The sequence below is a fragment of the Tepidibacillus decaturensis genome (assembly GCF_001561915.1).
Classification (GTDB): Bacteria; Bacillota; Bacilli; order Tepidibacillales; family Tepidibacillaceae; genus Tepidibacillus_B; species Tepidibacillus_B infernus.
Map to the genome: position 1 here is coordinate 744604 of NZ_LSKU01000001.1, position 24252 is coordinate 768855.

24 protein-coding genes, 1 tRNA gene and 2 pseudogenes are annotated in these 24252 nt (G+C 35.7%); 15 read left to right on the plus strand and 12 right to left on the minus strand.

The genetic code is table 11. The annotated features are described in order from the left end of the window. The first annotated feature begins 211 nt into the window (after window positions 1–211). The 3 genes from U473_RS03555 to asnB all read left to right on the plus strand — a co-directional run bounded on the left by U473_RS03555 (window position 212) and on the right by asnB (window position 3827). Entirely contained in the window at window positions 212–550 is a 339-nt protein-coding gene (locus U473_RS03555; RefSeq protein ID WP_068723414.1) for a P-II family nitrogen regulator, read from the plus strand. Window positions 551–577: 27 nt separating this feature from the next. Beyond that, complete coding sequence (locus tag U473_RS03560; protein WP_068723417.1) at window positions 578–1822, plus strand: ammonium transporter; 1245 nt, start codon at window positions 578–580, stop codon at window positions 1820–1822. 163 nt (window positions 1823–1985) lie between these two features. Further along, complete coding sequence (gene asnB, locus U473_RS03565) at window positions 1986–3827, plus strand: asparagine synthase (glutamine-hydrolyzing) (RefSeq protein ID WP_068723419.1); 1842 nt, start codon at window positions 1986–1988, stop codon at window positions 3825–3827. On the opposite strand, the gene U473_RS03570 is transcribed toward asnB, so the two are convergent. Next, window positions 3798–4571 (minus strand): TMEM165/GDT1 family protein, encoded by a 774-nt coding sequence (locus U473_RS03570; RefSeq protein WP_068723421.1) that lies wholly within the window; start codon window positions 4569–4571, stop codon window positions 3798–3800. The genes asnB and U473_RS03570 overlap by 30 nt on opposite strands. Before the next feature lie 429 nt (window positions 4572–5000). Here U473_RS03570 and U473_RS03575 point away from each other — a divergent pair, with 429 nt between their 5' ends. Both U473_RS03575 and cydB read left to right on the plus strand, forming a co-directional pair. Next, window positions 5001–6356 (plus strand): cytochrome ubiquinol oxidase subunit I, encoded by a 1356-nt coding sequence (locus U473_RS03575; RefSeq protein ID WP_068723424.1) that lies wholly within the window; start codon window positions 5001–5003, stop codon window positions 6354–6356. A 31-nt stretch (window positions 6357–6387) separates the two neighbouring features. Beyond that, window positions 6388–7410: a cytochrome d ubiquinol oxidase subunit II gene (cydB, locus tag U473_RS03580; protein ID WP_068723426.1), complete on the plus strand. Its 1023-nt coding sequence runs from the start codon at window positions 6388–6390 to the stop codon at window positions 7408–7410. Window positions 7411–7455: 45 nt separating this feature from the next. On the opposite strand, the gene U473_RS03585 is transcribed toward cydB, so the two are convergent. From U473_RS03585 to U473_RS14720, 6 genes and pseudogenes are all read right to left on the minus strand, one after another. After that, entirely contained in the window at window positions 7456–7647 is a 192-nt protein-coding gene (locus U473_RS03585) for a hypothetical protein (protein WP_068723429.1), read from the minus strand. A 167-nt stretch (window positions 7648–7814) separates the two neighbouring features. Beyond that, window positions 7815–9302 carry an acetyl-CoA hydrolase/transferase family protein gene (locus tag U473_RS03590; RefSeq protein ID WP_068723432.1) on the minus strand — a complete coding sequence of 496 codons (1488 nt, stop codon included), beginning with the start codon at window positions 9300–9302 and terminating at the stop codon, window positions 7815–7817. Window positions 9303–9547: 245 nt separating this feature from the next. Then, window positions 9548–9721, minus strand: a complete 174-nt coding sequence (locus tag U473_RS14480; protein WP_153011987.1) for a spore coat associated protein CotJA — start codon at window positions 9719–9721, stop codon at window positions 9548–9550. Window positions 9722–9838: 117 nt separating this feature from the next. Continuing rightward, window positions 9839–10399: pseudogene (locus U473_RS03595) on the minus strand (manganese catalase family protein); the annotation flags it as partial. Between the two features lie 17 nt (window positions 10400–10416). Further along, complete coding sequence (locus U473_RS03600) at window positions 10417–10665, minus strand: spore coat protein CotJB (protein WP_068723434.1); 249 nt, start codon at window positions 10663–10665, stop codon at window positions 10417–10419. Window positions 10666–10789: 124 nt separating this feature from the next. Continuing rightward, entirely contained in the window at window positions 10790–10930 is a 141-nt protein-coding gene (locus tag U473_RS14720; RefSeq protein ID WP_161937277.1) for a hypothetical protein, read from the minus strand. A gap of 124 nt (window positions 10931–11054) precedes the next feature. Between U473_RS14720 and U473_RS03605 the strand changes: the two genes are divergently transcribed. From U473_RS03605 to pdo, 8 genes and pseudogenes are all read left to right on the plus strand, one after another. Continuing rightward, on the plus strand, window positions 11055–11894 hold the full coding sequence (locus tag U473_RS03605) for a LysM peptidoglycan-binding domain-containing protein (RefSeq protein WP_068723436.1): 840 nt from the start codon (window positions 11055–11057) through the stop codon (window positions 11892–11894). 232 nt (window positions 11895–12126) lie between these two features. Then, a complete protein-coding gene (locus tag U473_RS03610; protein ID WP_068727438.1) occupies window positions 12127–12945 on the plus strand; it encodes an electron transfer flavoprotein subunit beta/FixA family protein in 819 nt (272 codons plus the stop codon). A gap of 1 nt (window position 12946) precedes the next feature. Further along, a pseudogene (locus U473_RS15110) lies at window positions 12947–13102 on the plus strand (DUF362 domain-containing protein); the annotation flags it as partial. Between the two features lie 180 nt (window positions 13103–13282). Then, on the plus strand, window positions 13283–14272 hold the full coding sequence (locus tag U473_RS03615; protein WP_068727439.1) for an electron transfer flavoprotein subunit alpha/FixB family protein: 990 nt from the start codon (window positions 13283–13285) through the stop codon (window positions 14270–14272). Then, complete coding sequence (locus U473_RS03620; RefSeq protein ID WP_068723439.1) at window positions 14265–15557, plus strand: FAD-dependent oxidoreductase; 1293 nt, start codon at window positions 14265–14267, stop codon at window positions 15555–15557. The genes U473_RS03615 and U473_RS03620 overlap by 8 nt, the downstream gene beginning before the upstream one ends. After that, window positions 15557–15850, plus strand: coding sequence for a ferredoxin family protein (locus U473_RS03625; RefSeq protein ID WP_068727437.1), 294 nt, complete (start codon window positions 15557–15559; stop codon window positions 15848–15850). Before U473_RS03620 ends, U473_RS03625 begins: the two co-directional genes overlap by 1 nt. Window positions 15851–15993: 143 nt before the next feature. Next, window positions 15994–16383: a NifB/NifX family molybdenum-iron cluster-binding protein gene (locus tag U473_RS03630; protein WP_068723441.1), complete on the plus strand. Its 390-nt coding sequence runs from the start codon at window positions 15994–15996 to the stop codon at window positions 16381–16383. 133 nt (window positions 16384–16516) lie between these two features. Further along, window positions 16517–17170, plus strand: coding sequence for a protein disulfide oxidoreductase (gene pdo / locus U473_RS03635; protein WP_082732355.1), 654 nt, complete (start codon window positions 16517–16519; stop codon window positions 17168–17170). A gap of 64 nt (window positions 17171–17234) precedes the next feature. Here the strand turns inward: pdo and U473_RS03640 are convergent, their stop codons facing one another. The 3 genes from U473_RS03640 to U473_RS03650 all read right to left on the minus strand — a co-directional run bounded on the left by U473_RS03640 (window position 17235) and on the right by U473_RS03650 (window position 20963). Then, window positions 17235–19070, minus strand: coding sequence for a S8 family peptidase (locus U473_RS03640; protein WP_068723443.1), 1836 nt, complete (start codon window positions 19068–19070; stop codon window positions 17235–17237). Between the two features lie 82 nt (window positions 19071–19152). Then, window positions 19153–20202: a tRNA 2-selenouridine(34) synthase MnmH gene (gene mnmH, locus U473_RS03645; protein WP_161937278.1), complete on the minus strand. Its 1050-nt coding sequence runs from the start codon at window positions 20200–20202 to the stop codon at window positions 19153–19155. 173 nt (window positions 20203–20375) lie between these two features. Then, the gene (locus U473_RS03650; RefSeq protein ID WP_068723444.1) at window positions 20376–20963 is read right to left on the minus strand and encodes a 5' nucleotidase, NT5C type; all 588 of its coding nucleotides are present in this window, start codon (window positions 20961–20963) and stop codon (window positions 20376–20378) included. A 140-nt stretch (window positions 20964–21103) separates the two neighbouring features. Between U473_RS03650 and U473_RS03655 the strand changes: the two genes are divergently transcribed. Further along, entirely contained in the window at window positions 21104–21466 is a 363-nt protein-coding gene (locus U473_RS03655) for a DUF4190 domain-containing protein (protein WP_068723446.1), read from the plus strand. 49 nt (window positions 21467–21515) lie between these two features. Here the strand turns inward: U473_RS03655 and selB are convergent, their stop codons facing one another. Continuing rightward, window positions 21516–23438: a selenocysteine-specific translation elongation factor gene (gene selB, locus U473_RS03660; RefSeq protein ID WP_068723448.1), complete on the minus strand. Its 1923-nt coding sequence runs from the start codon at window positions 23436–23438 to the stop codon at window positions 21516–21518. Window positions 23439–23523: 85 nt separating this feature from the next. After that, window positions 23524–23922: a hypothetical protein gene (locus U473_RS03665; protein WP_068723451.1), complete on the minus strand. Its 399-nt coding sequence runs from the start codon at window positions 23920–23922 to the stop codon at window positions 23524–23526. Window positions 23923–24095: 173 nt separating this feature from the next. On the opposite strand from U473_RS03665, the gene U473_RS14485 reads away from it, so the two are divergent. Further along, window positions 24096–24192: transfer RNA gene (locus U473_RS14485), tRNA-Sec, on the plus strand. Window positions 24193–24252: the final 60 nt, after the last annotated feature.

The following is a 24252-nucleotide window of genomic DNA, read 5'->3' on the forward strand; positions in this document are numbered from 1 at the left end:
TCTAACATGAATAATAATTTATAAGAGATAAAACCGGAATTTAAATTATTAAAATAATTAAAAATACGAAAAAACAAGGGAAAGCGCTTTAAATAGAAGAAATAATCAGCTTTTATATATGTGAGGTTTTCTTACATAATTTGAAATAAAAACTTACATTTATTATGATGTTATCAAATTTTAAGTTTTTCTTTAGAAAGGAGATGAATTGATGAAAAAAATAGAAGCGATTATTAGGCCGGAAAAGTTGGAAGAGATGAAAAAATCTTTAAGTTTGTTGGGGGTTCATGGAATGACGGTAACAGAAGTAAAAGGATGTGGTAATCAACCTAAACAATCTGGATATTATAGGGGACAGCAATTTACTGTGGATCTATTACCTAAAGTAAAAATAGAAGTCGTGATACCCGATGCAATGGAAGATATGGTCATTGATGAATTTTTTAAAGTGGCACGAACTCTTCAGGTTGGCGATGGGAAAATATTTGTATCTACAATAAGCGAAGTATATCGAATTCGAACCGGAGAATCAGGTGAAAATGCTTTATAAAAATAGAATTAAAGGGGAGAAAATAAAATGGAAAATTTAACAATTTCATTAGATACTTTACTAGTTTTCATTTCTACAACTCTTGTTTTAATCATGCATGCAGGATTTATTATGGTTGAAGTTGGTTTTAACAGAGCAAAGAACGCATTAAATATTACAATGAAGAACTTTTTAACCATTGCATTAGGGCCATTAGCATTTTATTTGATTGGATTTGGCTTAACATTTGGAGAAGATTTCAATGGCTTTTTGGGAACAACGGGATTTCTCATGAAAAACATTAGTGTAGATTTATCGATTCCTTTGGCAGCTTTTTTCTCTTTCCAAGCAGTATTTGCTGCTACAAGTGCTACTATTGTTTCAGGTGCTGTAGCTGAGCGAATAAAATTTAGTGCTTATGTCATGTTTTCTGTATTATTAGTTGCAATTGTTTACCCAATTGTTGGTCATTGGGCTTGGGGAGGCGGCTGGCTTTCTAAATTAGGATTTATCGATTTTGCTGGTTCAACTGTCGTTCATTCAGTTGGGGGCTGGGCTGCATTAGTCGGGGCATCAATTCTAGGGCCTCGTATAGGGAAATATGAAGATGATAAGGTTCATGCTATTCCTGGGCATAATATACCTTTAGGTGCTTTAGGAGTCATTATTCTTTGGTTTGGATGGTTTGGGTTTAATACAGGTAGTGCTTTAACAGCTAGTGATGCTCGTATTCCTGATATATTTACAGTTACCTTATTAGGTGCTTCTGCAGCAGTTTTAGCCACTATGATTTTTACATCTATTCGTTACAAAAAAGTTGATGTTAGTTTGACGTTAAATGCTGCTTTAATAGGTTTAGTAAGTATTACAGCAGGTGCTGCTTCATTTTCTCCACTTGGATCAGTTATTGTTGGAGTTATTTCTGGCATTATACTCGTCTTTGCTGTAGAGTTTCTTGATTATGTAAAAATAGATGACCCTGTGGGTGCTTTTCCTGTTCATGGAATTGGTGGCATTTTTGGAACACTTGCAGTTGGATTGTTTGCTACAGATGGAGGACTATTTTATGGAGGAGGTTTTAAGTTATTAGCTGTTCAAGCTTTAGGTGTAACTACTGTAGCATTGTGGACGATCTCTACAAGTTTTATTATTTTCAAGGTAATAGAAAAAACAATTGGGCTAAGAGTGTCTGAACAAGTTGAAAAAGAGGGTTTAGATATTACAGAACATGGAAGTTACGCTTATTCTACATTATTTCTTCGTGATCAAATTCCTGTCATCAACAATAAATAGAATACTTTCTATTGAAAAATGGAGGAGGAAGTCATTTGATTCAATGTCCTCCTTTTTTTATGCACCTTTTTAGATATTAGGCGTAGAATAAAAAGTGAGAATGATAATTTTTTTCACTTAGAATAGAGTGTTGAATGATGATCGAAGAAAGGATGAATAGATAATGTGTGGAATTACGGGTTGGATAGATTGGGAAAAAGACTTATATCAATTTGAAGAAACAGTAAAAAGAATGGGGATGACAATGCTCCACCGTGGTCCTGATGCAAGTGGCACTTGGGTATCTAGACATGCGGCCCTTGCTCATACACGCTTAGTTGTGATCGATCCAGAAGGCGGTGGCCAACCGATGGTTCGTCAATATGGTGATAATAAATATGTGATTACCTATAATGGAGAATTATACAATACGGAAGAGTTGAGAAAAGAATTAAAATTACTAGGACATCGATTTTTCTCCTATTCAGACACAGAGGTTTTGTTGATCGCTTATATTGAGTGGGGAGAACATTGTGTTGATCATTTGAATGGTATCTTTGCTTTTGGTGTTTGGGATGATTATAAACAACGTTTATTCTTGGCAAGGGATCGTTTAGGAGTAAAACCACTTTTTTATATCAAAGATAAAAATAAACTTTTATACGCATCAGAATTAAAAGCATTATTGGCTCATCCAGATGTCTTACCTGAAGTTGATGAGGAAGGCCTTGCAGAAATATTTGCATTAGGTCCTTCTAGGACACCTGGCCATGGTGTTTTTTTCGGAATTTCTGAATTAAGATCAGGTCATTATTTAATTTTTGATCGCAATGGAATGAGAATTCGCCAATACTGGAATGTAGAGAGCAAACCTCATTTAGATGATTTAAAAATAACATTGGCAAAAGTACGGGAACTTGTATTTGATGCAGTGGAAAGACAATTGGTCTCCGATGTTCCTTTATTTACGTTTTTGTCCGGAGGACTTGATTCTAGTCTGATTTCAGCTATTGCCGCTAATCACTATAAAGAAAGGGGTAAAATGCTAGATACCTATTCGATTGATTACGAAGGAAGTCAAAAATATTTTAAAGTGAATGAGTTTCAACCTAATTCAGATGCACCTTATATAAAACAAATGTCAGAATTTATTGGTTCTCACCATCATTATGTAGAAATCAATACGATTGATTTAGTAGAAGCTTTAAAAGATGCAGTTATGGCTAGGGATTTACCAGGGATGGCGGATGTAGATTCTTCTCTCTTATTATTTAGTAAGGAAATTAAAAAAAATGCGACAGTTGGTTTATCAGGAGAATGTGCTGATGAAATTTTTGGTGGTTATCCATGGTTTTATCGTAGAGATGATCTGGCATCTAATACTTTTCCTTGGTTACGTTCTATTTCCGAAAGAGAAAGTATTTTAGCAAAAGAGGTAAGAGAGCAACTTCATTTGAAAGATTACTTAAACAAACGTTATCAACAAACATTAAATGAAGTACCAAAGCTGGTTGGAGAATTACCACTGCAAAGCCGTATGCGTGAATTGTTTTATTTAAATATGACGTGGTTTATGCAGACTTTATTAGAACGTAAAGATCGCATGACGATGGCAACAGGCCTTGAAGTTCGCGTTCCTTTTGCTGATCACCGATTAGTAGAATATTTATGGAATATTCCTTGGGAAATGAAAAATCTTGAAAATAGGGAAAAAGGGCTTTTACGTAAAGCGTTAAGAGGTGTATTGCCGGAAGAGGTCTTAATCAGGAAAAAAAGCCCATATCCAAAAACTCATAATCCCGAATACACAGTTGCTGTAAGCAAGATAATCTTAGAAATTCTCCATGATCCAGCTTCTCCTATTCTTCAATTAATTGATAAAGAAAAAGTGGAAAATATTGCAAACTCAGGAGGTGAAAGTTTTAAAGTGCCATGGTTTGGACAATTAATGACTGGACCACAGTTATTAGCTTATCTTGTGCAAGTTAATTTTTGGTTAAAAGAGTATCATGTAAAGATCCGTTAAACAGGAATAAAGATAGGAAAAAACTATTCTCATTTTAGGAGAGAATAGTTTTTTCTTTGGGGAGTAGTCAATTGTTATAGTTTTTCTGAATGTAATTTTTCCTTTGATACATTTTTTTCTAAATATAAATCCAACACCGAGAATCAGAGCTAACGTAATGAAATTAAGATAAAGGATTAAAGAATCTGGCAAATGGCGATAGAGTCCAGCTAGACCAAAGAAAATGAAGATGAATGCTGAAATCCATTTGATCATCTGGGCAGATAATTTTTGGTTTAACCAAGTTCCAAACCAGATTCCAATTCCATCAGCAATTAACATTCCCAATGTGGTACCAGCCAATACAAAATAAGGCGATTGATATTTAGCAGCCAAAGCAATAGTAGCTAATTGAGTTTTATCCCCTAATTCAGCGATAAAAAAAGCCATGGTAACAGCCATAATTGGGCCAAATGTCTTAAAACGATTTTCTTCTCCGTTTAATTGATCCCCTCGAATTGTCCAGATTCCGAATAATACGAATAAAACCGCTGCACCAATTTGGATCATATCTAAGGAAATTTTAGAAGTTAAAAAATCGCCAAATGCCACTGCTAAACCATGATTAAAAATAGTGGCTAGGAACACACCTAACATTACTTGTTTGCTTGAATATCTTGATGCAAAGGCAATTGCCAATAGTTGAGTTTTGTCCCCCATCTCAGCTAAGGTTACAAATACAGTTGCAACAAGAAAAGAAATCAAAAAATCACCCCTTCATTTCATGAAAAAAGACTTTCAATACATCTAAGTGATAAATATCACAAAGAAGTATTAAAAGTCTCGCTTTTTGGTTCAACCAAACAATGAGGCCAGATGATCAAATCATCATCAGTGTGTTGACCCCATACAACGCCATATGTAGACGTTAGCTACTCCCCTTTAATTACATTTATATTTTATCAAATGAATGATGGTGATACAAGGAATAAATGAAATTTGTCGTTAATATTCTACATTTTATACTTATTAAGTTTTATATGTTATAAAATAATATTAGCGTTAATAACCTTCACAAATTATACATAATAAAATATTAAAAAAGTAGTGATATTTGTCACAAGTCGTAGTAAAATAAAATGGAAAATATTCTATACATACTAAATAAATAGATGTAAAAAGGGGGAAAGGTAAATGGATGTTGTTACATTAAGTAGACTTCAATTTGCGATTACAATTGGATTTCACTTTTTATTTGTACCACTCACATTAGGACTTGTTATTTTAGTTGCTATCATGGAAACTTTGTATGTAAAAACCAATGAAATCATGTACAAAAAGATGGCTAAGTTTTGGGGGAAGCTATTTATTATCAATTTTGCTTTAGGTGTGGTAACAGGTATCACAATGGAATTCCAGTTTGGGACAAACTGGAGTGAATACTCTAAATATGTTGGCGATATTTTTGGTGCACCTTTAGCAATTGAAGCGACTGTTGCTTTCTTTTTAGAGTCCACTTTCTTAGGTGTTTGGATATATGGGTGGGATCGTCTTTCAAAAAAACTACATGCCTTCGCCATATGGATGGTAGCGTTAGGAACGAATCTTTCTGCTGTCTGGATTATTATTGCTAATGGTTGGATGCAACACCCTGTAGGTTATGTTCTTCGTAATGGAAGAGCCGAGTTGGTTGATTTTATGGCGGTTGTTACTAATAAATATGCATGGTTAATGTTTTTCCATACTGTTTTATCTGGATACGTGCTCTCGGCATTCTTTGTTTTAGGAATTAGTGCTTATCATTTATTGCGACATCAACATCTAGACTTTTTTAAAAAGTCATTCCGCATTGCTTTAATATTTGCTATTTTTTCTTCAATTGGCGTAGCAGTATTAGGCGATTTGAATGGTAGCAATGTAGCTGATGTACAACCCGCTAAATTTGCTGCAATGGAATCGATTTGGGAAACACAACAAGGTGCACCTATGTATCTTTTACAAATTCCTGATGAGAAGAATGAGGGGAACCGTATCGAAACATTAGGAATCCCTAAATTGACCAGTTTTCTTGCGTTTAAAGATCCAAACGCTACGATAAAGGGATTAAAAGATTTTCCTTTAGAGGAAAGACCACCAGTCAATTTAACCTTTTATGCATTTCGAATCATGGTAGGACTAGGAGTCTATTTTATTCTTATGTCCTTTATCGGATGGTATTTGCAGCGAAAAAATAAATTATTAGATTCAAGACTATATTTAAAAATGATGCTTTATTCTATTCCTTTACCTTATATTGCAATTAATTTAGGATGGGTTGTGGCAGAGGTCGGAAGACAACCATGGATTGTTTATGGCTTAATGAAGACCGCAGATGCAGTTTCTCCTATTCCTGCTTCAAATGTTCTTACTACTTTAATAGGTGTTGTTGTTTTCTATACGATTTTAATTGTTGCCGATCTTTATTTGCTGGTGAAATATGCAAAAATGGGTCCGGATTTTGAAAAGCCTACTAAGATACATATCGATCAATCGCCAGGCTTTCAGGCATAGTATTTTGATTGGAATAAGGGAGGAATGAAAAATGTCATATACGGCATTGGCCATCACTTGGTTTGGATTATGGGGGACTTTATGGGCCGTCTATTTTATGCTAGATGGATTTGATTTAGGCGTAGGAATTCTTTATCCATTTATTGCGAAAGATGATTCAGAACGTAAACTTTTATTAAATACCATTGGACCTTTTTGGGATGGAAATGAAGTATGGTTGATTACAGCTGGTGGTGCTACCTTTGCAGCTTTTCCAACCACTTATGCTTTGATGTTTAGTTATCTTTATTTGCCTTTGATGCTCATTTTATTGGGATTGATATTTAGAGGAACGGCCATTGAATTTATGAATAAAAGCGATCATCAATCTTGGAGAAAAGCTTGGAAGTGGGCGTTTTTCTCAGGTAGTTTGTTAGTTACTCTACTTTTTGGAGTTGCATTTGCGAATATCTTCCAAGGGTTAGCCATGGATGATAGTGGCTACCATGGAACGTTACTCTCATTGCTTAATCCATACGGTCTCTTAGGAGGATTAGTATTTATTGCCTTATTTTCATTAACAGGTGCGATATGGATTGCTGCTAAAACAATGGGTTCTTTATCTGAAAGGGCATTAACCTATGCTTCAAAGTTGTGGGTCATTGCCTTAATCCTTGCGGGTATCTTTTTAATCTATACTAGTGTGGCAACAAATCTCTATAGGAATTATCTCCAACAGCCGATCTTGTGGATCGTGCCAGGGTTAGCTGTTGTGGCATTATTATTTACTAGACGATTTTTACAAAAGAAGGATGCGATTCGTGCATTTTTTGCAAGTTCTGTTACGATATTAATGACGATTTATACTACCATTATTGGTTTGTATCCAAATATGATCCCATCTAGTATTGATGAGAAGTATAGTTTAACGATATTTAATTCTTCTTCCAGTGAATATACGTTAAGAATTATGTTCTATGTGGCTATTATCTTTGTACCCATTGTGATCGCCTATCAAATTTTTGTTTATAAAATATTTTCTGATAAAGTAACAGAACAAGATAGCCATTACTAAGATGAAATGAAAAGTAGAAATATTTAAAGATGCAAAACGGTACCCTTAATGAAACAGGGTACCGTTTGTTTTGGTTTGTATAATCATCGCTTCAATAATTTCCATCATATCATCGACTGTGACTGAGTCGATTCCATTTTTTAATACTACAGGTGATTCTAATTCATGCTTTGTTAAGATATTCTCTAAATCGGGAGATACAAATTTAACAATCGTTGATAATTTTACAGTTTCCATATGGCTCACCTCATTTTTTAGTATGGTAAAACTAAAAATGAATCGTAATGCCTGAAAAACCTGTATCAATATTATTATAGTAGATTTAAGCTCAATTGACTACCATATCTTCTCCCGTATTAAATTAATTAAAGAAAGAGTTCGTATAGAACTCTTTCAAAATAAGATTATAGCATCGTTCCAGTTTCACGTAATTTCTGGTGCCAGGATAGTGCTTTTTCAAGAACATGTGGTGTATGACCACCGCGTTCTAATGCCTCATTATAATATTCTCTCATTTTATCTTTATACATTGGGTGAACACATTTTTCAATAATCAATTCAGCTCTCTCTCGTGGAGCTAAACCTCTTAAATCAGCCAACCCTTGCTCAGTGACAAGGATTTGTACATCATGCTCTGTATGGTCAACATGGGAAACCATGGGGACAATACTAGAAATTTTGCCATCTTTTGCAATAGATTTGGTTACAAAAATGGAAAGTCCTGCATTACGAGCAAAGTCTCCAGAACCGCCAATACCATTCATCATATGGGTACCAGCCACATGTGTTGAGTTGACGTTTCCATAAATATCAGCTTCCAATGCAGTATTGATTGCAATCAAACCCATTCTACGAATTAATTCTGGATGGTTACTGATCTCTTGAGGACGGAAGACTAATTTGTCTCTATATTGATCGAAATTCTCAAATAATTCTTTTGTCCAACTAGGTGAAAGAGTGACTGAGGTAGCCGCTGCGAATTTAACTTTTCCTGCTTTGAATAATTCGAAAACTGCATCTTGAAGAACCTCTGAAGCCACGATTAAATCTTCAAAAGGAGAATGGACTAAACCTTCTAAAACAGCATTAGCAATCGTTCCGACACCTGATTGTAACGGCATTAAACTGTTTGGTATACGTCCTTGATTTACTTCCTCTTTTAAGAACTCAATGATATGGTTCGCCATAATTTTTGTTTCTTCATCTGCAGGAAGAATATTTGAAGGGACATCCATTTGATCAGTGATGACGATAGCTACCACTTTTTCTGGATCTACTTTAATGTAAGGGGTTCCAATTCTCTCCATAGGTGTTTTTAACAGAATAGGTTCACGGCCAGGACGTTTTTCTGGTAAATATATATCATGTACCCCTTCTAGAAGTGGAGTATGCGCCATATTGATTTCAATGATTACTTTTTTTGCTTGGTCAACAAAAATTGGGGTATTCCCTACTGATGTCGTAGGAATAATGTATCCATCTTCTGTAATCGTAACAGCCTCAACAAGAGCAATATCAATTGGACCCATAACCCCATTTCGAATCCATTCATTTGTTAAGCTAAGGTGTTGATCTGTAAATAAGATTTCACCTTTGTTAATCAAATCTCTCATACTTCTTGTTGCCTGAAAGGGAAGTCGATGACTTAAAGCACCAGCCTCAGCAAGACCACCATCTACTTCGTCACTTAAAGATGCACCTGTCCAAAATTTGATTTTAATCTTTTCTTTTTTTGCTCTTTCCGCCAATGCCAAAGTTACGGCTTTTGGATCTCCCGCTCGAGTAAAACCACTTGCCCCCACAATCATGCCATCTTTAATAAAATCGGCTGCTTTTTCTGCATCCATGACCCTGTTTAAATAAGGTGCATATCGGATCCTTTCTTTGTACATCTCTTCACTCACCCCATTAAATTTTTCTTTTTTTACTAAGCGTTTCCACTAATCGTTAGAAACGTTTAGCGATTAAACTCCTTTTAGCACAATAAGGAATGATTAGAATATTCAGTTAAATTATATCATGTTCATTTCATTTAGAATACATAATTTTTAAAAAATTATTAATTTTTTATTCATTATCGATAAAGTTAAACAAAGAAGGATGCAAGTTTTGCATCCCTTTGATTCTTATTCACATGTTACATAAAAGGTGGATAAAATCCTTTCTTTTCATAAGGATCATATAACCATTTAAAGAGTGTACCTTTCTCTAGTGCCTTAGGTAAAGAGTATTGGTCTAAGTAATCTCTTCCAGGGCCTGGCATAGGTTTCACAGGAGGAATCGATATAGGAGGATAGGGTCGTCTTCTCACTCGCAATGCTCCCTTCTTTAAGATTTTCTTTCTTTATTAGTCTAAAATTTCGTCAGGGGTTACATTCGTATCTGAAAATATATCTTTTGTTTCATAAACTTCAGCTGGCCTAATTTTTTTTGCTCTTCTATGTTCGCTTAACATATATAGAATTTCTCGAAATCTTTGTGAATGAACGACTTCACGTTCTCTCAAAAATTTAAGCGCGTCAATCACTCCTGGATCATCAGAAAGATTGATTAGATTTTCATAAGTTGCTCTCGCTTTTTCTTCTGCAGCGATATCCTCTGCTATATCTGCGATCGGATCTCCTTTTGCTTGAATATAAGTAGCAGTCCATGGATGTCCGTTTGCATCCACATAGAATAAGGCTTTTTCATGGTCTGCATAATGGCCACCTAAACCAGCAGCGATCATTTGCTCTGGAGTGGCACCTTTGACCAGTTTATGAACTAATGTTGCAATAATCTCTAAATGTCCTAATTCTTCTGTTCCGATATCAGTTAGGAGTGCTTTAGCTCTTCTATCTGGCATACTATACCTTTGATTTAAATATCTCAATGCAGCCGATAATTCTCCATCTGGACCACCGTATTGGGTAATTAAGAATTTAGCAATTCTTAGATCAGGCCTTTCCACTCGAACAGGGATTTCAAGTTTTTTTTCATAGATCCACATGCTTTAACACTCCTCTCCTAGTAATTTAATTCCCATGGCCATGGTTCATCAATCCAACGTGCAGGATTTTCATAAGAAAATCCTTGCTGTAAAGGGCCAAAATGACGTTCCAAATGTGGTCTTAACATCATCATTTGATAGGTGTAACGCTTAAAATCACATTGCGCTCTTTGGTCAAATGGATGGGTATCTAAGTATAATCTAACTTCTACGGCTGCAAATTCTAATTCTTGATATTGGCGCAATAAGGCAAAAGCTTTATCCATTAAAGATTCCTCCTCTAGGTCTTCTTCCTTAACACCTTATTCAAATAGGCAATTATCAGTAACGGGGACAATTGCCCAAATTTTGGGTAATGAACTAGTTGAAGAAAAAAAGTTGACTTCTTTATCAAAGCATATTCGGATGGCCAAAGAATCGACCATCCGAATATGCTTTGATCTCACCGACAACAATGGTGTGGAATCCTGCCATAAATGCAGGATCAACATCCTTTTTCATTCCTACTTTTACCTCACTTAAATTTAGCATGGCTAAATCTAGTAAAAACTATATGCTAAAAATCGCTTAAATCATTTAACGGGTATAGTTATTAGAAATGTTGGTAATCATGGGAATAGTTGTTTTTTTTAAAAATCAATGAAAGGAGTATTCTATGATTACAAGAAAAGTAATAACGTTTATTCTAGTATTTTTCATTTTAATGAGTACACAGGTAAATGCTAGAATGATTCTATCAGATGATTATAATAAACAGATTACGCCCCTAAAAACAAAACAAATCGTCTACACCATAAAAAAAGGGGACACCTTATATCAAATTGGAATAAGATATGGAATTGACTGGAAAGATATTGTGAAAGTAAACCCTAGCCTTAATTTTAAAGCTTTAAAGATTGGTTCTACGATAACGATTCCGTACCTTAAAAATTTAGATTATTCTTTAATAGACAAAGCATTTGCAGAACAAAATGAAATGATGCTATCTGAAACCCAAGTTTATCAAATTCAAAAGGGCGATACGCTATGGGCAATTTCAAGGAAATATCATACATCAGTAGATTCTCTTTTAAACTTGAACCAAAATTTAAATCCTAAACAATTAGTAATAGGAACAATGATTAAATTACCAAAAGTCGATCGTGTGAAAATTGCTTCAGTGAGTACAAGTAGAACCCAAATAAGAAAATCAGGATTATTCACATTAACTGCTTATACTGCTGGATATGAATCGACAGGTAAAAGACCAGGGGATCCAGGATATGGGATAACTTCAAGTGGAGCACGTGTACAAGAAGGGATTACGATTGCGGTAGATCCGAAAGTGATACCTATTGGTACAAGAGTTTATATTGAAGGGATAGGCTATCGTATGGCACAAGATACAGGCAGCGCAATTAAAGGCAATAAAATCGACATCTATTTTGAAGATGTAAATGAAGCTTTAAAGTTTGGGGTAAAAAAAGGAGTAAAAGTAGATGTGTTATACAATTAGCTTTGGTATTTTTGCCAAAGCTTTTTTGAAGGAACTTTACAAGGGGAGGATTAGTAAAAAAAGATAAAAAAATATGATAGATTCTTAAAAATAGCATTGCATAGTTTTGGATAATTTACTATTCTTAAGGTAGTACAAGTTTGTGAAGGATTTTGCAAACAGAAATCTATTTTATATTAAAGAAATGTACACCAAGAAATGTAAATATTCAGGGAGAGGATGTGAAATTGATATGCATTATGTAGTATGTGTGAAACAAGTACCGGATACAAGTGTAGTAAAATTGGATCCAGTAACAAACACACTTGATCGGAGTAGTGCTCCATCAATTATTAATCCATATGATGCACATGCAGTAGAAGAAGCTGTTCGCTTAAAGAAACAATCTGGGGGCAAAGTGACTGTTGTTTCAATGGGTCCACCGATGGCTGTCAGTACCATCAAAAAATGTATTGAATTAGGTGCTGATGAAGGGGTGCTTATTTCTGACCGTGCCTTTGCAGGATCTGATACATTGGCAACAAGTTATGCGCTTACGCAAGCAATTAAAAAAATTGCAGAGAAAGAACCAGTGGATATTATTTTTGCCGGAAAGCAAGCAATTGATGGCGATACAGCCCAAGTAGGACCAGGTATTGCTAGACGTCTAGGCATACCAGTATTAGCACAAGTCAATCAAGTTGAACATTTCTCAGCTGAAGAAAAGATGATTCGTGTTCGTCGTAAAATTGAAGATGGACATGAAGTAGTAGAATCTAAATTACCATGTCTAATCACAGTAGAGAAAGAAATTAATGAACTAACATATGCTCCTCTACCAAATATGATCAAAGCTGCGAAATATAATCCAATCGTATGGACAACAAATGACATTGAGGTTGACCGTAGTCAGTTAGGTTTAAAAGGTTCTCCAACCGTTGTTGGTAAAATTTTTGCTCCACCAAAACAATCAGGGGGAGAGAAGATCCAAGGAACTGCTGATGAAGTTGTTAATCATGTCATGGATAAATTATTGAACGTTCATGGATTGTTCGCTAAGGGAGGAGTATAAGATGGCCGTTTCAATTTCTAGTGCATGTATTTCTTGTGGTGCTTGTATCGATACTTGTCCCCATGATGCTCTTTTCATGGGAGCAACGCAAGCAGAAGTGATTCCAGATAAATGTATAGAATGTGGAGAATGTATAGAAGTATGTCCTACTTCAGCTATTACCTTGCCATTTGGTGTGAAAAAAGAAGTGGTTGAAGAGCCAAAAGTGGAAGAAAAAACTGAAGAGGTTTCAAATAAGGAAGAAGTTAAATCTAAAGAGGTAAAACCAGTATCCAAAGAGGAAAAGAAACCAGAAGTTGTTTTACCAGAATCTGAGTATCAAGGTGTATGGGTTTATATTGAACAACGTAGTGGTAAAATTGCCCCAGTATCCCTTGAATTATTAGGTGCTGGGCGTAAATTAGCTGACAAATTAAATGTTGAATTGGCTGGTGTTCTTTTAGGCCATAAGGTTGATCAGATTGTAAATGAACTTTATGAGTATGGAGCTGACACAGTCTATTCTATCGATCATCCAGTATTAGAACATTACCGTTCAGAGGCTTACCAAGTTGGTGTTGTTGATTTAGTTAAAAAATATAAGCCTGAGATTTTATTATTTGGTGCAACCGTTATCGGTCGTGATTTAGCAAGTACTGTTGCAACAGAATTAGGGACAGGATTAACTGCTGATTGTACTCGCTTAGATATCGATCTGAAAAATAGATTACTAGAGGCTTCTCGTCCAGCGATGGGTGGAAACATTATGGCGACGATTCTATGTAAAAATCATCGTCCACAAATGGCATCCGTTCGTCCAAAGGTGATGAAAGCCATTGATCCAATTAAAGGTCGTACAGGTAAATTGGTTGAACATCCAATTAACATTGACGAAAATCAATTGCAAACAAAAGTAATTAGTGTTGTTCAAGAATTAGGAAATAAGATTCGCTTAAGTGATGCTAATGTGATTGTTGCAGGTGGTAAAGGTTTACAAGATGAAAAAGGGTTCCAGTTAGTCAGAGAATTGGCTGATGTTTTAGGTGCTGCTGTTGGCGCTAGTCGTGACGCAGTTGAAGCAGGCTGGGCTGAACACTCAGAACAAGTTGGCCAAACAGGAACAACGGTTGCCCCTAAATTATATTTTGCAATAGGGATTTCAGGTGCCGTACAGCATACGGTTGGAATGGAGAACTCAGAAATCGTTGTCGCCATTAACAAAGATCCAAATGCTCAAATTTTTGAGAAATGCACCTATGGTATTGTTGGTGATGCATTTGAAGTTGTTCCAAAATTTATTAATGAGTTTAAGAAACTAGTGCAGAGTGGGGAGAGAAAACATGGCTGAAAAATTTGATGTGATTGTTGTCGGTGCCGGGCCTGCTGGATCTTCTGCTGCCTATACATTAGCTAAAGCAGGACTTAATGTAATTATGTTTGAACGTGGTGAATATCCTGGTTCAAAAAACGTAATGGGTGGTGTGATGTACCGCCATCAATTACAAGAAATTATTCCAGATTTTCTTAATGAAGCACCATTTGAAAGACCAGTTGTAGAGCAAAGATTTTGGATGTTAGACCAAAGATCGGCTTTCCAAGTGGGATACAAAGGTTTAGAATGGGCAGAAGCACCGTATAATAACTTCACTGTGTTACGTGCAAAATTTGACCAATGGTTTGCTAATAAGGCTGTTGAACAAGGAGCGCTATTGATCAATGAAACCGTAGTAAAAGAAGTGATCGTGGAAGATGATCGAGTACTAGGAGTTAGAACGGATCGTCCTGATGGAGATGTTTATGCTGACCTTGTTATTTTAGCTGATGGTGTAAACTCATTACTTGCTAAACAATTAGGTTTCCATAAAGAGTTAAAACCAAATGAAGTCGCTTTAGCTGCCATGCAGGTGATTAATTTACCACCTGAAAAAATTGAGGATCGGTTTAATTTAGAGCCTAATCAAGGGGCCACCATTGAAATATTTGGTGATTCAACAAAAGGAATGCTTGGTACTGCATTTATTTATACGAATAAGGATAGTATTAGTATTGGTGTGGGAACACTTCTTTCAGGTTTAATGAAAACAAAAATGCGCCCACATGAACTTTTAGAAACCTTAAAACAGCATCCGATGGTTCGTAAATTGATTGAGGGTGGAGAACCTAAAGAGTACTTGGCGCATTTAATTCCTGAGGGTGGGTATCATTCCATTCCAAAACTTGTAGGACATGGAGTTATGCTAGTTGGGGATGCAGCCCAACTCGTTAATGGGATACACCGTGAGGGTTCAAACCTTGCAATGGCTTCAGGGCGCCTAGCTGCAGAAACAGCGATTTTAGCTAAACAAGTAGGAGACTTTTCTGAAAATATGTTAGATACTTACAGAACAAAACTAATGGAGAGTTTTGTAGGCCAAGACTTGAAAAAATATAAAGATGCTGCACATGCATTAGATCGCCATCCTCAGTATTTTAAAGAGTTCATCCCAATGATAAATCGTGCTGCAAGTGAAATGTTTACAGTTGATGGTGCTTCAAAATGGGATAAACAGAAGAAGATTTTAGGTATGGTTCAAGATAGGGGAACAATAAACACAATTCGCGACCTATACCGCGTATGGAAGGTGATGAAGTGATGGCAGAACCATTAAAAAAGGTTAAAATAGAAGATTTACAGTATCTTACACGATTTGTATCTGATAAAGAATCTCATCTAATTATTAAGAATCACCAGGTTTGTGCTGATTGTGAGGGAAAATACTGTACGTTTTTCTGCCCAGGTGAAGTTTACAAATGGGAAGGAGACCGAATGTTTGTCGGCTTTGAAGGCTGTCATGAATGTGGAAGCTGCCGTATCGGTTGTCCAGAAGACAATATTGAATGGCGATATCCTAAAGGTGGTTTAGGAGTTATCTTTAGATTAGCATAAAATTTTTTGATAGGGAGACGATATACCTTATGGGAATCGTTTCCCTTTTTGCATTTAGGACCATTGAGACCATTGCTTTTTTTTACTTTTTAGTATAATATACCTATTGGGGTATATGTTTCCGAATGTTAGGGGGTGTAATCATGAAAGTAGCAGTTGCTGTGTTACCAAATGGGATGGTCAACGCGCATTTTGGTAGAGCGAACAAACTTGCTTTTGCTACCATTGAGAATAAGCAGATTATTTCTTGGGAAGAGGTAGCAGCTCCATTTGCGGAAACGCATGGTCATGATCATCATCATGAGCATGGTTATCATCATCACGATCACGACCATAATCACGAACATGGTCACCATCATCAAGCAATAAAGAATTTTTTAGTAGAGCATCAAGTTGATTTAGTTTTGCTTGATCATGCTGGGCCAGGGATGCAAAAGGTGATCAATGAAACTGATATTAAGATTGTTATTGGTGCAAAAGGTAATGCAAAGGATGCAGTTCAAGCATTAGCTGATCAAGGGTTTGTAGAATAATACATACAATTTGTAACCTTTATGTACCGAATGTACCGATAATAAGTTTTAATATATTGATGTTAATTTAACAGTTAAATAGGGAAAGATATAAATAGTTCTTTTCCATATGACATGAAAAGGAGATGAGAAAATGGCAAAAATCGATGAAAAGGATAAAGAAACGATACGTAATATGTTTAATGAGCAAATGCAAGGAACTGCACACATTCGTTTCTTTGGATCTAAAACTGGCTGCGATTATTGTGATGATACAAAGGAAATTTTAGAAGAACTTGCAGCACTTTCTGATCGTATTGATTTACAAGTATTGGATAAAGATGAAAATGCGGAGGAAGCAAATCGTCTAAACGTAGACAAAGTTCCAGCCATTGTTTTTGTGAAGGAAGATGGAACAGATACTGGGGTTCGATTCTATGGGATCCCTTCGGGTTATGAATTTAGTACTTTGATTGAGGATATTATTGATATTGCGAATGAAAAGACTGGGTTATCACAAGCAACGATAGAGCAATTAAAAAATATTACTGAAGATGTAACCATTTCTGTTTTCGTAACCCCTACCTGACCATATTGTCCTCGCGCGGTTCGCGTGGCTCATCATATGGCTATGGTTAACCCACATATTCGTGGAGAAATGATCGAAGCAATGGAATTTCCTGATTTGTCTGGAAAGTATAATGTGTATGGTGTACCAAAAACGGTAATCAACGATGGAAAAGCAGAACAAGAGGGAGCAGTTCCAGAAGAAGTGATTCTAGAAAAAATTATGGAAGCGATTCGCTAATAAAGGATCGTTGATTACAAAAAGGCCTAGGTTAAACATGTTAACCTAAGGCCTTTTTTTACTTTTATTTTTTCCATAATTGAAAGTTTGCTAAATTTTCAAGCCATCGTTGAAAAAAACTTTTAGGCTTTGTTTTACTTTGAGGATGAGTTTTGATAGGTGTAACATTTACCGAACTTGTAGTGATGGCTTTTAAAATATTAATCTCCCCGTAACCATAATATTCATCTTTCCCTTTGGCCCCTAAGTCTGTAGTGGTGTTTTTAATAATGTCTATCACTTCCTTATTTGTTAAATTTGGGTTTCTGGAACGAATTAAAGCTGCTAATCCTGTAACATGAGGACTAGCCATCGATGTACCTGATAACGCTGCATATCGGTTTCCTGGATAGGTACTAGCGATATTTACTCCGGGTGCAACCACATCTACATATGGGCCATAATTAGAAAATTCTGCTCTGTTTTGTTGAGCATCTACAGCAGATACCGCAATCACTTCAGGATAGGCTGCTGGATAACCTAATTCATCAATATTATCATTTCCAGTAGCTGCAACAAGGACAACATCTTTGGAATAAGCATATTGAATTGCATCGTGTAAATATTTTGATTCTGCATAATTGCCAAGGCTAAGGTTGATGATTTTTGCTCCATGGTCTGTAGCCCATATCACTCCCTCAGCTACATCAAATAGGGTACCTGCTCCAGATTGATCCAAAACTTTAACTGGCATAATTTTATTATACCAGGTAATACCGGCAATCCCTTCATAATTATTTGTATTTGCCGCGATTATTCCCGCAACATGTGTACCATGACCATCATCATCCATGGGAGGAAGGGAAGGGTTAATCACATTATAGCCCTTAACCAACTTTTCTTTGAATTCTGGATGATTTAAATCTACCCCTGTATCAATCACGGCTACAATCATATTTTCTTTGCCTCTTGTCAGCTCCCAACCTTGTTCTGTGAAGATGGTAGGTAAGTTCCATTGATAATCTATATAAAGGCTATCATTAGGTATAAGCGGTTTAAGCTGTGTTGGTTTCTGATTAGTTAAATAAATAAAATGAGGCTCCACATATTCAATTGCGGGATCTTTTTCTAACAAGCGAATAAGTGTTTTAGTTGAACGTTTAGGACAATGGGCAATAATCGTATGGTCTCGTCTTTTTTTCGTTGTCAATTGGTATTTCTTAAGAAAAGCTTGGATATTCTGCTCATTCATTTGTTTTTTAAACTTTATAACAACCTCATTTTGTATGTAGTGACTGATCCCTTTTTCTTCTTGGTCTGGTCTCAAATCAGGCAAATTTTCCTCTAACCCCAGACTTAAGCGTTTTCTAGATGAATATTTAGTAGGTATTGTTTTCCATTTATTGTTTTGCAAATGGGTAACAGTAAACATTCGCAATTGTTGTTTCTTTTCAATTTCCGAAAAGATAGGGGTTCTTAATGTTAATTGATAGGTATTCCAGCGATTATTTTTAAAAATTGGGACTTCTATATAAACTAATGACTTATCTTTATTTGATTGAATAAAAATTTGATCTCTTTTAGGATCCAGGTTCTCCTTAACAGAAAGTGAAGTCTGTTTCATTAATCGAATCGATAAAATATTCGAATGATTTTTCTTTACTTGATCATAAGAGGAAGTAGAATCATCCATTTGCTTTAATTCTTGTTTTATGATTGGTATCAGTGATTGGATTTGCATTTTGGACGTAAGCCATGCATCTTCAATTATATAATCTGTTTCGGCCATTTTTTCATTTAAGTTGGTTTTATGAAGGGAACGAGATTGAAATGTAAAAGGCGTAACAGGGGGCAAAGCAAGACTGATGACAATACCTAATAAAATACCAGAGGCAATGATTGAACGAATAAAACGGGTCACATTACATCTCTCCTGATCATTTACATATGTTTTAAAGAAATAGTCTCCCTGTCATATAAGCAGGGAGATTAAGACCTTAAGATTAGTTTAAGGAGAATGCGACTATTTTATTCTCTATATATTGGACAATTTCTCTAGCAGCATGATCAAGGTTATCACTATTCACTTCAAAAAAAGGTCCTTGGTATTGATCTGTTGCAAACTGATAACGAGGATCATAATAATATTCAAGTAGGAGCTGAATCGCTTGATAAAACTCATTCTTTTCAACGGCAGCAAATAAAAGCGGTCTTACTTCTGTTGGTAATTTTCTTTCAATTCTTTTTAATCCATCTATAAATGGTTCTTTATACTGGTCTAACCGATATTCTTCTAGTATTCGTTGAATACGAATGGGTTGAGAGGCAGTAATCAAAATATGATGTCCGTGTTCCTTTGCATTCATAATATTGTCAGGCACGATAATTTTACCAATACGCTTACTTTCTGCTTCGATTACGACAGCTCTAGCCTGCCGAATTTCTTTTAATACTTCATATACTTGAGAATCAAACGTTTTTTGATTCACGGGCTCTAAACCAATCGCACCAAATGCTGAACCACGATGATGAGCCATTCCTTCTAAATCAATAATAGATAGGCCTAATTCCTTTAATTTATAAAGGAGGGTGGTTTTTCCAACCCCTGTCATTCCGTGAAGGACAAAAGTAGGGATGTTAAGATCCATTTTTGGAATCTCTTCGACGATATATTGTCGATAAGCACGATACCCTCCCTCAAGCCGATAAGGTTCAGGGTAAATTAAACTATAAAATGTGGCCATTGACTTACTTCGCATACCACCACGCCAGCAAAAGAAAACAGGTACTTGGCCAGGTTGCAGGGCTTGTCTTACTTGTTTTACAAGCTGAGGGATCTTAGGAGAAACAATTTCTAACCCAAGTTCTCTTGCAATACCAGACCCTTTTTCCTTATAAACTGTTCCAACCAATGCCCTTTCTTCATTATCGAAAAGAGGAATATTGATTGCCCCAGGTATTGTTGCTTCATGGTATTCATTTGGTGATCTCACATCGATTAATAAATGATGTTTCTTATCTTCTATTTCAGTATATTGAATATCCTTAAACAAAAAGTTCACCTCTAGTTTCAAAATCAAGATTACACTAATTCCATTATAACCTATTATACATCAATTTTTATCCTAGGATAATTTAAGCTTCTTTGTACACTATAAAAAAAGAGGTCATATACAAATAAATTAAAAGAAAATAGATAGCTACAAACACAAAAGGTTATGAAGAATTAACGCTTCATAACCTTTTGTGTATATTGAGTAATTTTTTGTTTTGCTTCTTGCCATGAGTAAACCCTTGTTACTTGTTCTGGCAATGGTCCTTGATTATAAGGTGTATCAAATAATAAAATGGGAATGTTTAATTCTTGTGCCATTTGACAAGAAGCTACATAATGGTCTTCTAGAAATAAATCGATTTCATACTCAATTGCTTGTTGGATTTTGTTTGGGGAACCTGTTAAAACAACTCGATCAAAGGGAAGACCTTGAGATTCAAACCATTTCATAGTAGGTAACCTGTATTCCTCCTCTCGAGCACTAATATAGATTAAACGATAACTTTGTTTTAAATAGGAGAGTGTTTTCTTTGCATCTTTTGCTAATGGTGCTGTCTGATAAATGTCAGCTCCATAATGGCTATACCAATTTAAATATTCCTCTTCATCAATATTATAAAGCTTTGTTAAATCGTAGGTTGTAATTTCATTGTATAAAAAATTTTTATTAAAATATTGGTTTAAATGAGGAATAAAGGTATATGGATCTGTTACTGTTCCATCAATATCAATTCCTAAAGTAAATTCCTTTTTTATCATTACTTGAAAGCCCCCTTATTTTGATACATACTATCTTCCTTTTGAAAAATTGTCAATATTTGATTAACATATTAAGGTTATATTGAAACAATAATAAGGTTAGGAACTGTATTCTGATTATTTTGGAATGGAGGAGTTCCATGTCGAAAAAGAAGAATATTACAGTTCTAAAGGAATTTAGGCCGTTAACAAAAGAGGAATTGGCAACAGAACTAACACCTCAATTACCAAAAAAAATAGTTCCCTTTAGGGGAAAGGTTAAAGAGGATATTCATGGGGAACAATCAAGTAAAGAGTCGGGACAATATTCTGGAACGGCTGTAATTGGGATCGTTTTATCTATATTATCCTTATTCTTTTTACCCTATATTTTAGCGCCTATCGGAATCGTGTTAGGATATCTCGCCTACCGAAGGGGAGATCAAGGCCTTGGGATTTGGGCAATGGGGCTAGGGGTAATTGGTTTGTTAGGTACTCTTATTGTTTCGACCTTTGTGTACTAATCAAAACAGCACCTATTGCAGGTGCTGTTTTTAAATGATAAAGAAAGCTTTAATTTAATGATCGAAGTTCACGGTAATTTTGCCCTTGCCTAAGAACCGTTACTTTCTCTTGGTCTAGAAGCTCCAATAAAGGGACTAAATATTTACGTGAAACATTTAGTAAATCCTTTGCTTGCTGGATGGTTATTTGCTTTTCCTTCATTAAAAAATCTGTAACCAATTTTTTTAACTTGTCAAAGGATTGAGCATGAATAACCATTTTATCCGTTAACTTATAAATTCTCCCTTGGTTTATCAAAAAGGAAAACAGCTCATTTTTTTCTTTGTCATTGATCCCAAATTCTTTTGTTAGGTCATCCCATGTATCAGGGTTAAATTCTTGCTGGATCAATTTTTTTTCTAATAACTCCGCTTTTTTCCGCAGTTCTTCGGGTAAATGAGGTGAAAAAGTAAAGAGAGAAATATAGTCATCCTTCACTTTTAATAAGGTTTTATCCTGCCAGTATTGAAGGATTTCTTGTGCCATTTTTGGTTTTATTTTAGGTAAAAACTGTTTAATCAATTCTGATTTTGCTTGTCCCTTGCGAATAGAATAAGTTGTATGGTAACCTTCGAGAAACGATGTAATTTTATTTTCTAGCTCTGCTAATCGGTCACTTGAAGCGTAAAATGGGACTGAACTTTGATTAAATGGGCTTACTTTATGATTTTGAATAAGCTTATTAACACCGACCAAGATTTCAGTGTCTGGTAAAACGAATAGATTTGATAAGTCGGTTAAAGACAAGAAAATCTGTGGAAGGGTTAAAAACTGATGTAAAAGCAAGTCTTCTAGAGTGCCTTTGCTTTTTTGCTTTAATAACTCTACGGTTTCTTGGCGATACTTATGTTTTTCTGCATTGGGTTCAATGATCATTCCTCCACCAATTGTCGCAGCTGGAGAAGGGCGTCGGATAATAAATCGTTCTTTACGCGATGAAATAATAGGCTCTTCTAATTTAATCTGACAATAGACTGTGTCACCAGGCAACGCTTCTTTACGATCATATAAAAGGAGCGTTCCTAAGACTTCTGAAGTCCCAACATGGAATTTTACTTCAGTATTTTGTTTAATTGAAAAGTCAATATCCTTAAGAATATGTAATTGAATATCCACCCGTTCACTTGGTTCCCATTGTTTTGGGGTAACCACAGAATCGCCACGTTTTAAATCTTCTATTTCAATTCCAGTTAGATTGATTGCGACACGTTGGCCTGCAAATGCTTGATCAACGCTTTCTGAGTGAACTTGTAGACTTCTAACACGTACTTTATGGTTGGAAGGTAGGATTTCTAGTTCTTGTCCCACTTCGACATTTCCAGAATAAACTGTACCTGTGACAACAGTTCCAATTCCTTTCAAGGTAAATACTCTGTCAATCGGCATGCGAAAAAAGCCAGTATAAGTACGTTCAGGAATTAGTTGTAATTGATTTTGTATCATTTGCTTTAATTCTTCAATTCCTTCATTTGTCGTACTTGAAACACAAATGATAGGTGCATCTTTAAGGATGGTATCCTCTATAGTTTCTTTTACTTCCTCCACAACAAGTTGTAAAAATTCATCATCAATTAAATCTTTTTTAGTTAAGACGATCACTCCATGTTCAATCCCTAGTAATTCTATGATCTGCATATGTTCTTTTGTTTGCGGCATAATCCCTTCGTCTGCTGCAATAACAAGTAAGACTAAATCAATACCACCAACACCAGCAACCATATGACGAATAAATTTTTCATGACCTGGTACATCAATTAAGGAAACTTGATCACCATTTGGTAGCAGAAAGGGGGCAAAGCCTAATTCGATAGAGATATTCCTTTCTTTTTCTTCTTTTAGACGGTCTGTGTCTTTTCCCGTTAAGGCTTTGGATAATGTCGTTTTTCCATGGTCAATATGACCCGCAGTACCAACAATATAATGCTTTTGCATAGATAAGGCTCCTTTACATGCAAAATAGTGTATCTTACGTCATTATATCAAAAAGTGAAGCGAATAGTTCGCTTCACTTTATCACTTACCACCAAAAACGGCGTCTCCACCATGGATAAAATCCAAACCATGGATAGCCAAATCCAGGATAACCAAACCAAGGGTATCCAAAGCCAAATTGTTCTGTCATTACATCATCTTCATCTTCTGTTTCGGCACCCTCATTTGTCTCTGAATAAGGTATGGGTGTACCATACCAAGGATAGGAGCCACTACCATACCACCAAGGTTGATGTCCCCACCATGGATGGCGTCCCCAACGAGGTCTGCGTCCATACCAAGGATATTGGCCATAACTAGGATATTGCCAAAACCAAGGATAAGTAAATTGTTGATCCTCAAGCATTGTAGGTTGTGTTGGTAATGCTGGTTGTTGATAAGGTGAATATAAGGGTTCTCTTTGTTGAATTTCCATTTTTTCCATTCTATTTTGTTCCTCCTTCGAGTTATTTGCCTATTACACCATCAATGTATGGCATAACACCCAATTTGGATACAAAATTTTGAAAAAATAGGTATATACCTAGAAGGAGATACCCGATAGGGTAAGCTTGCAATTGTAAACGAAACGTGTATAATATGTTATGTAACTCTTAAGGGAGTGGCTGAGATTCTGGTGTTCTCCCCGGTCTTCAAAACCGAGTGAGGGGCACGTGCTGTCCCTGGTGGGTTCGATTCCCATCCACTCCCGCCAATACTTAAAAAGCCAGCAACCACAAGGGTTTGTGGTTGTTTTTTAAAAAAATAAGAAAGC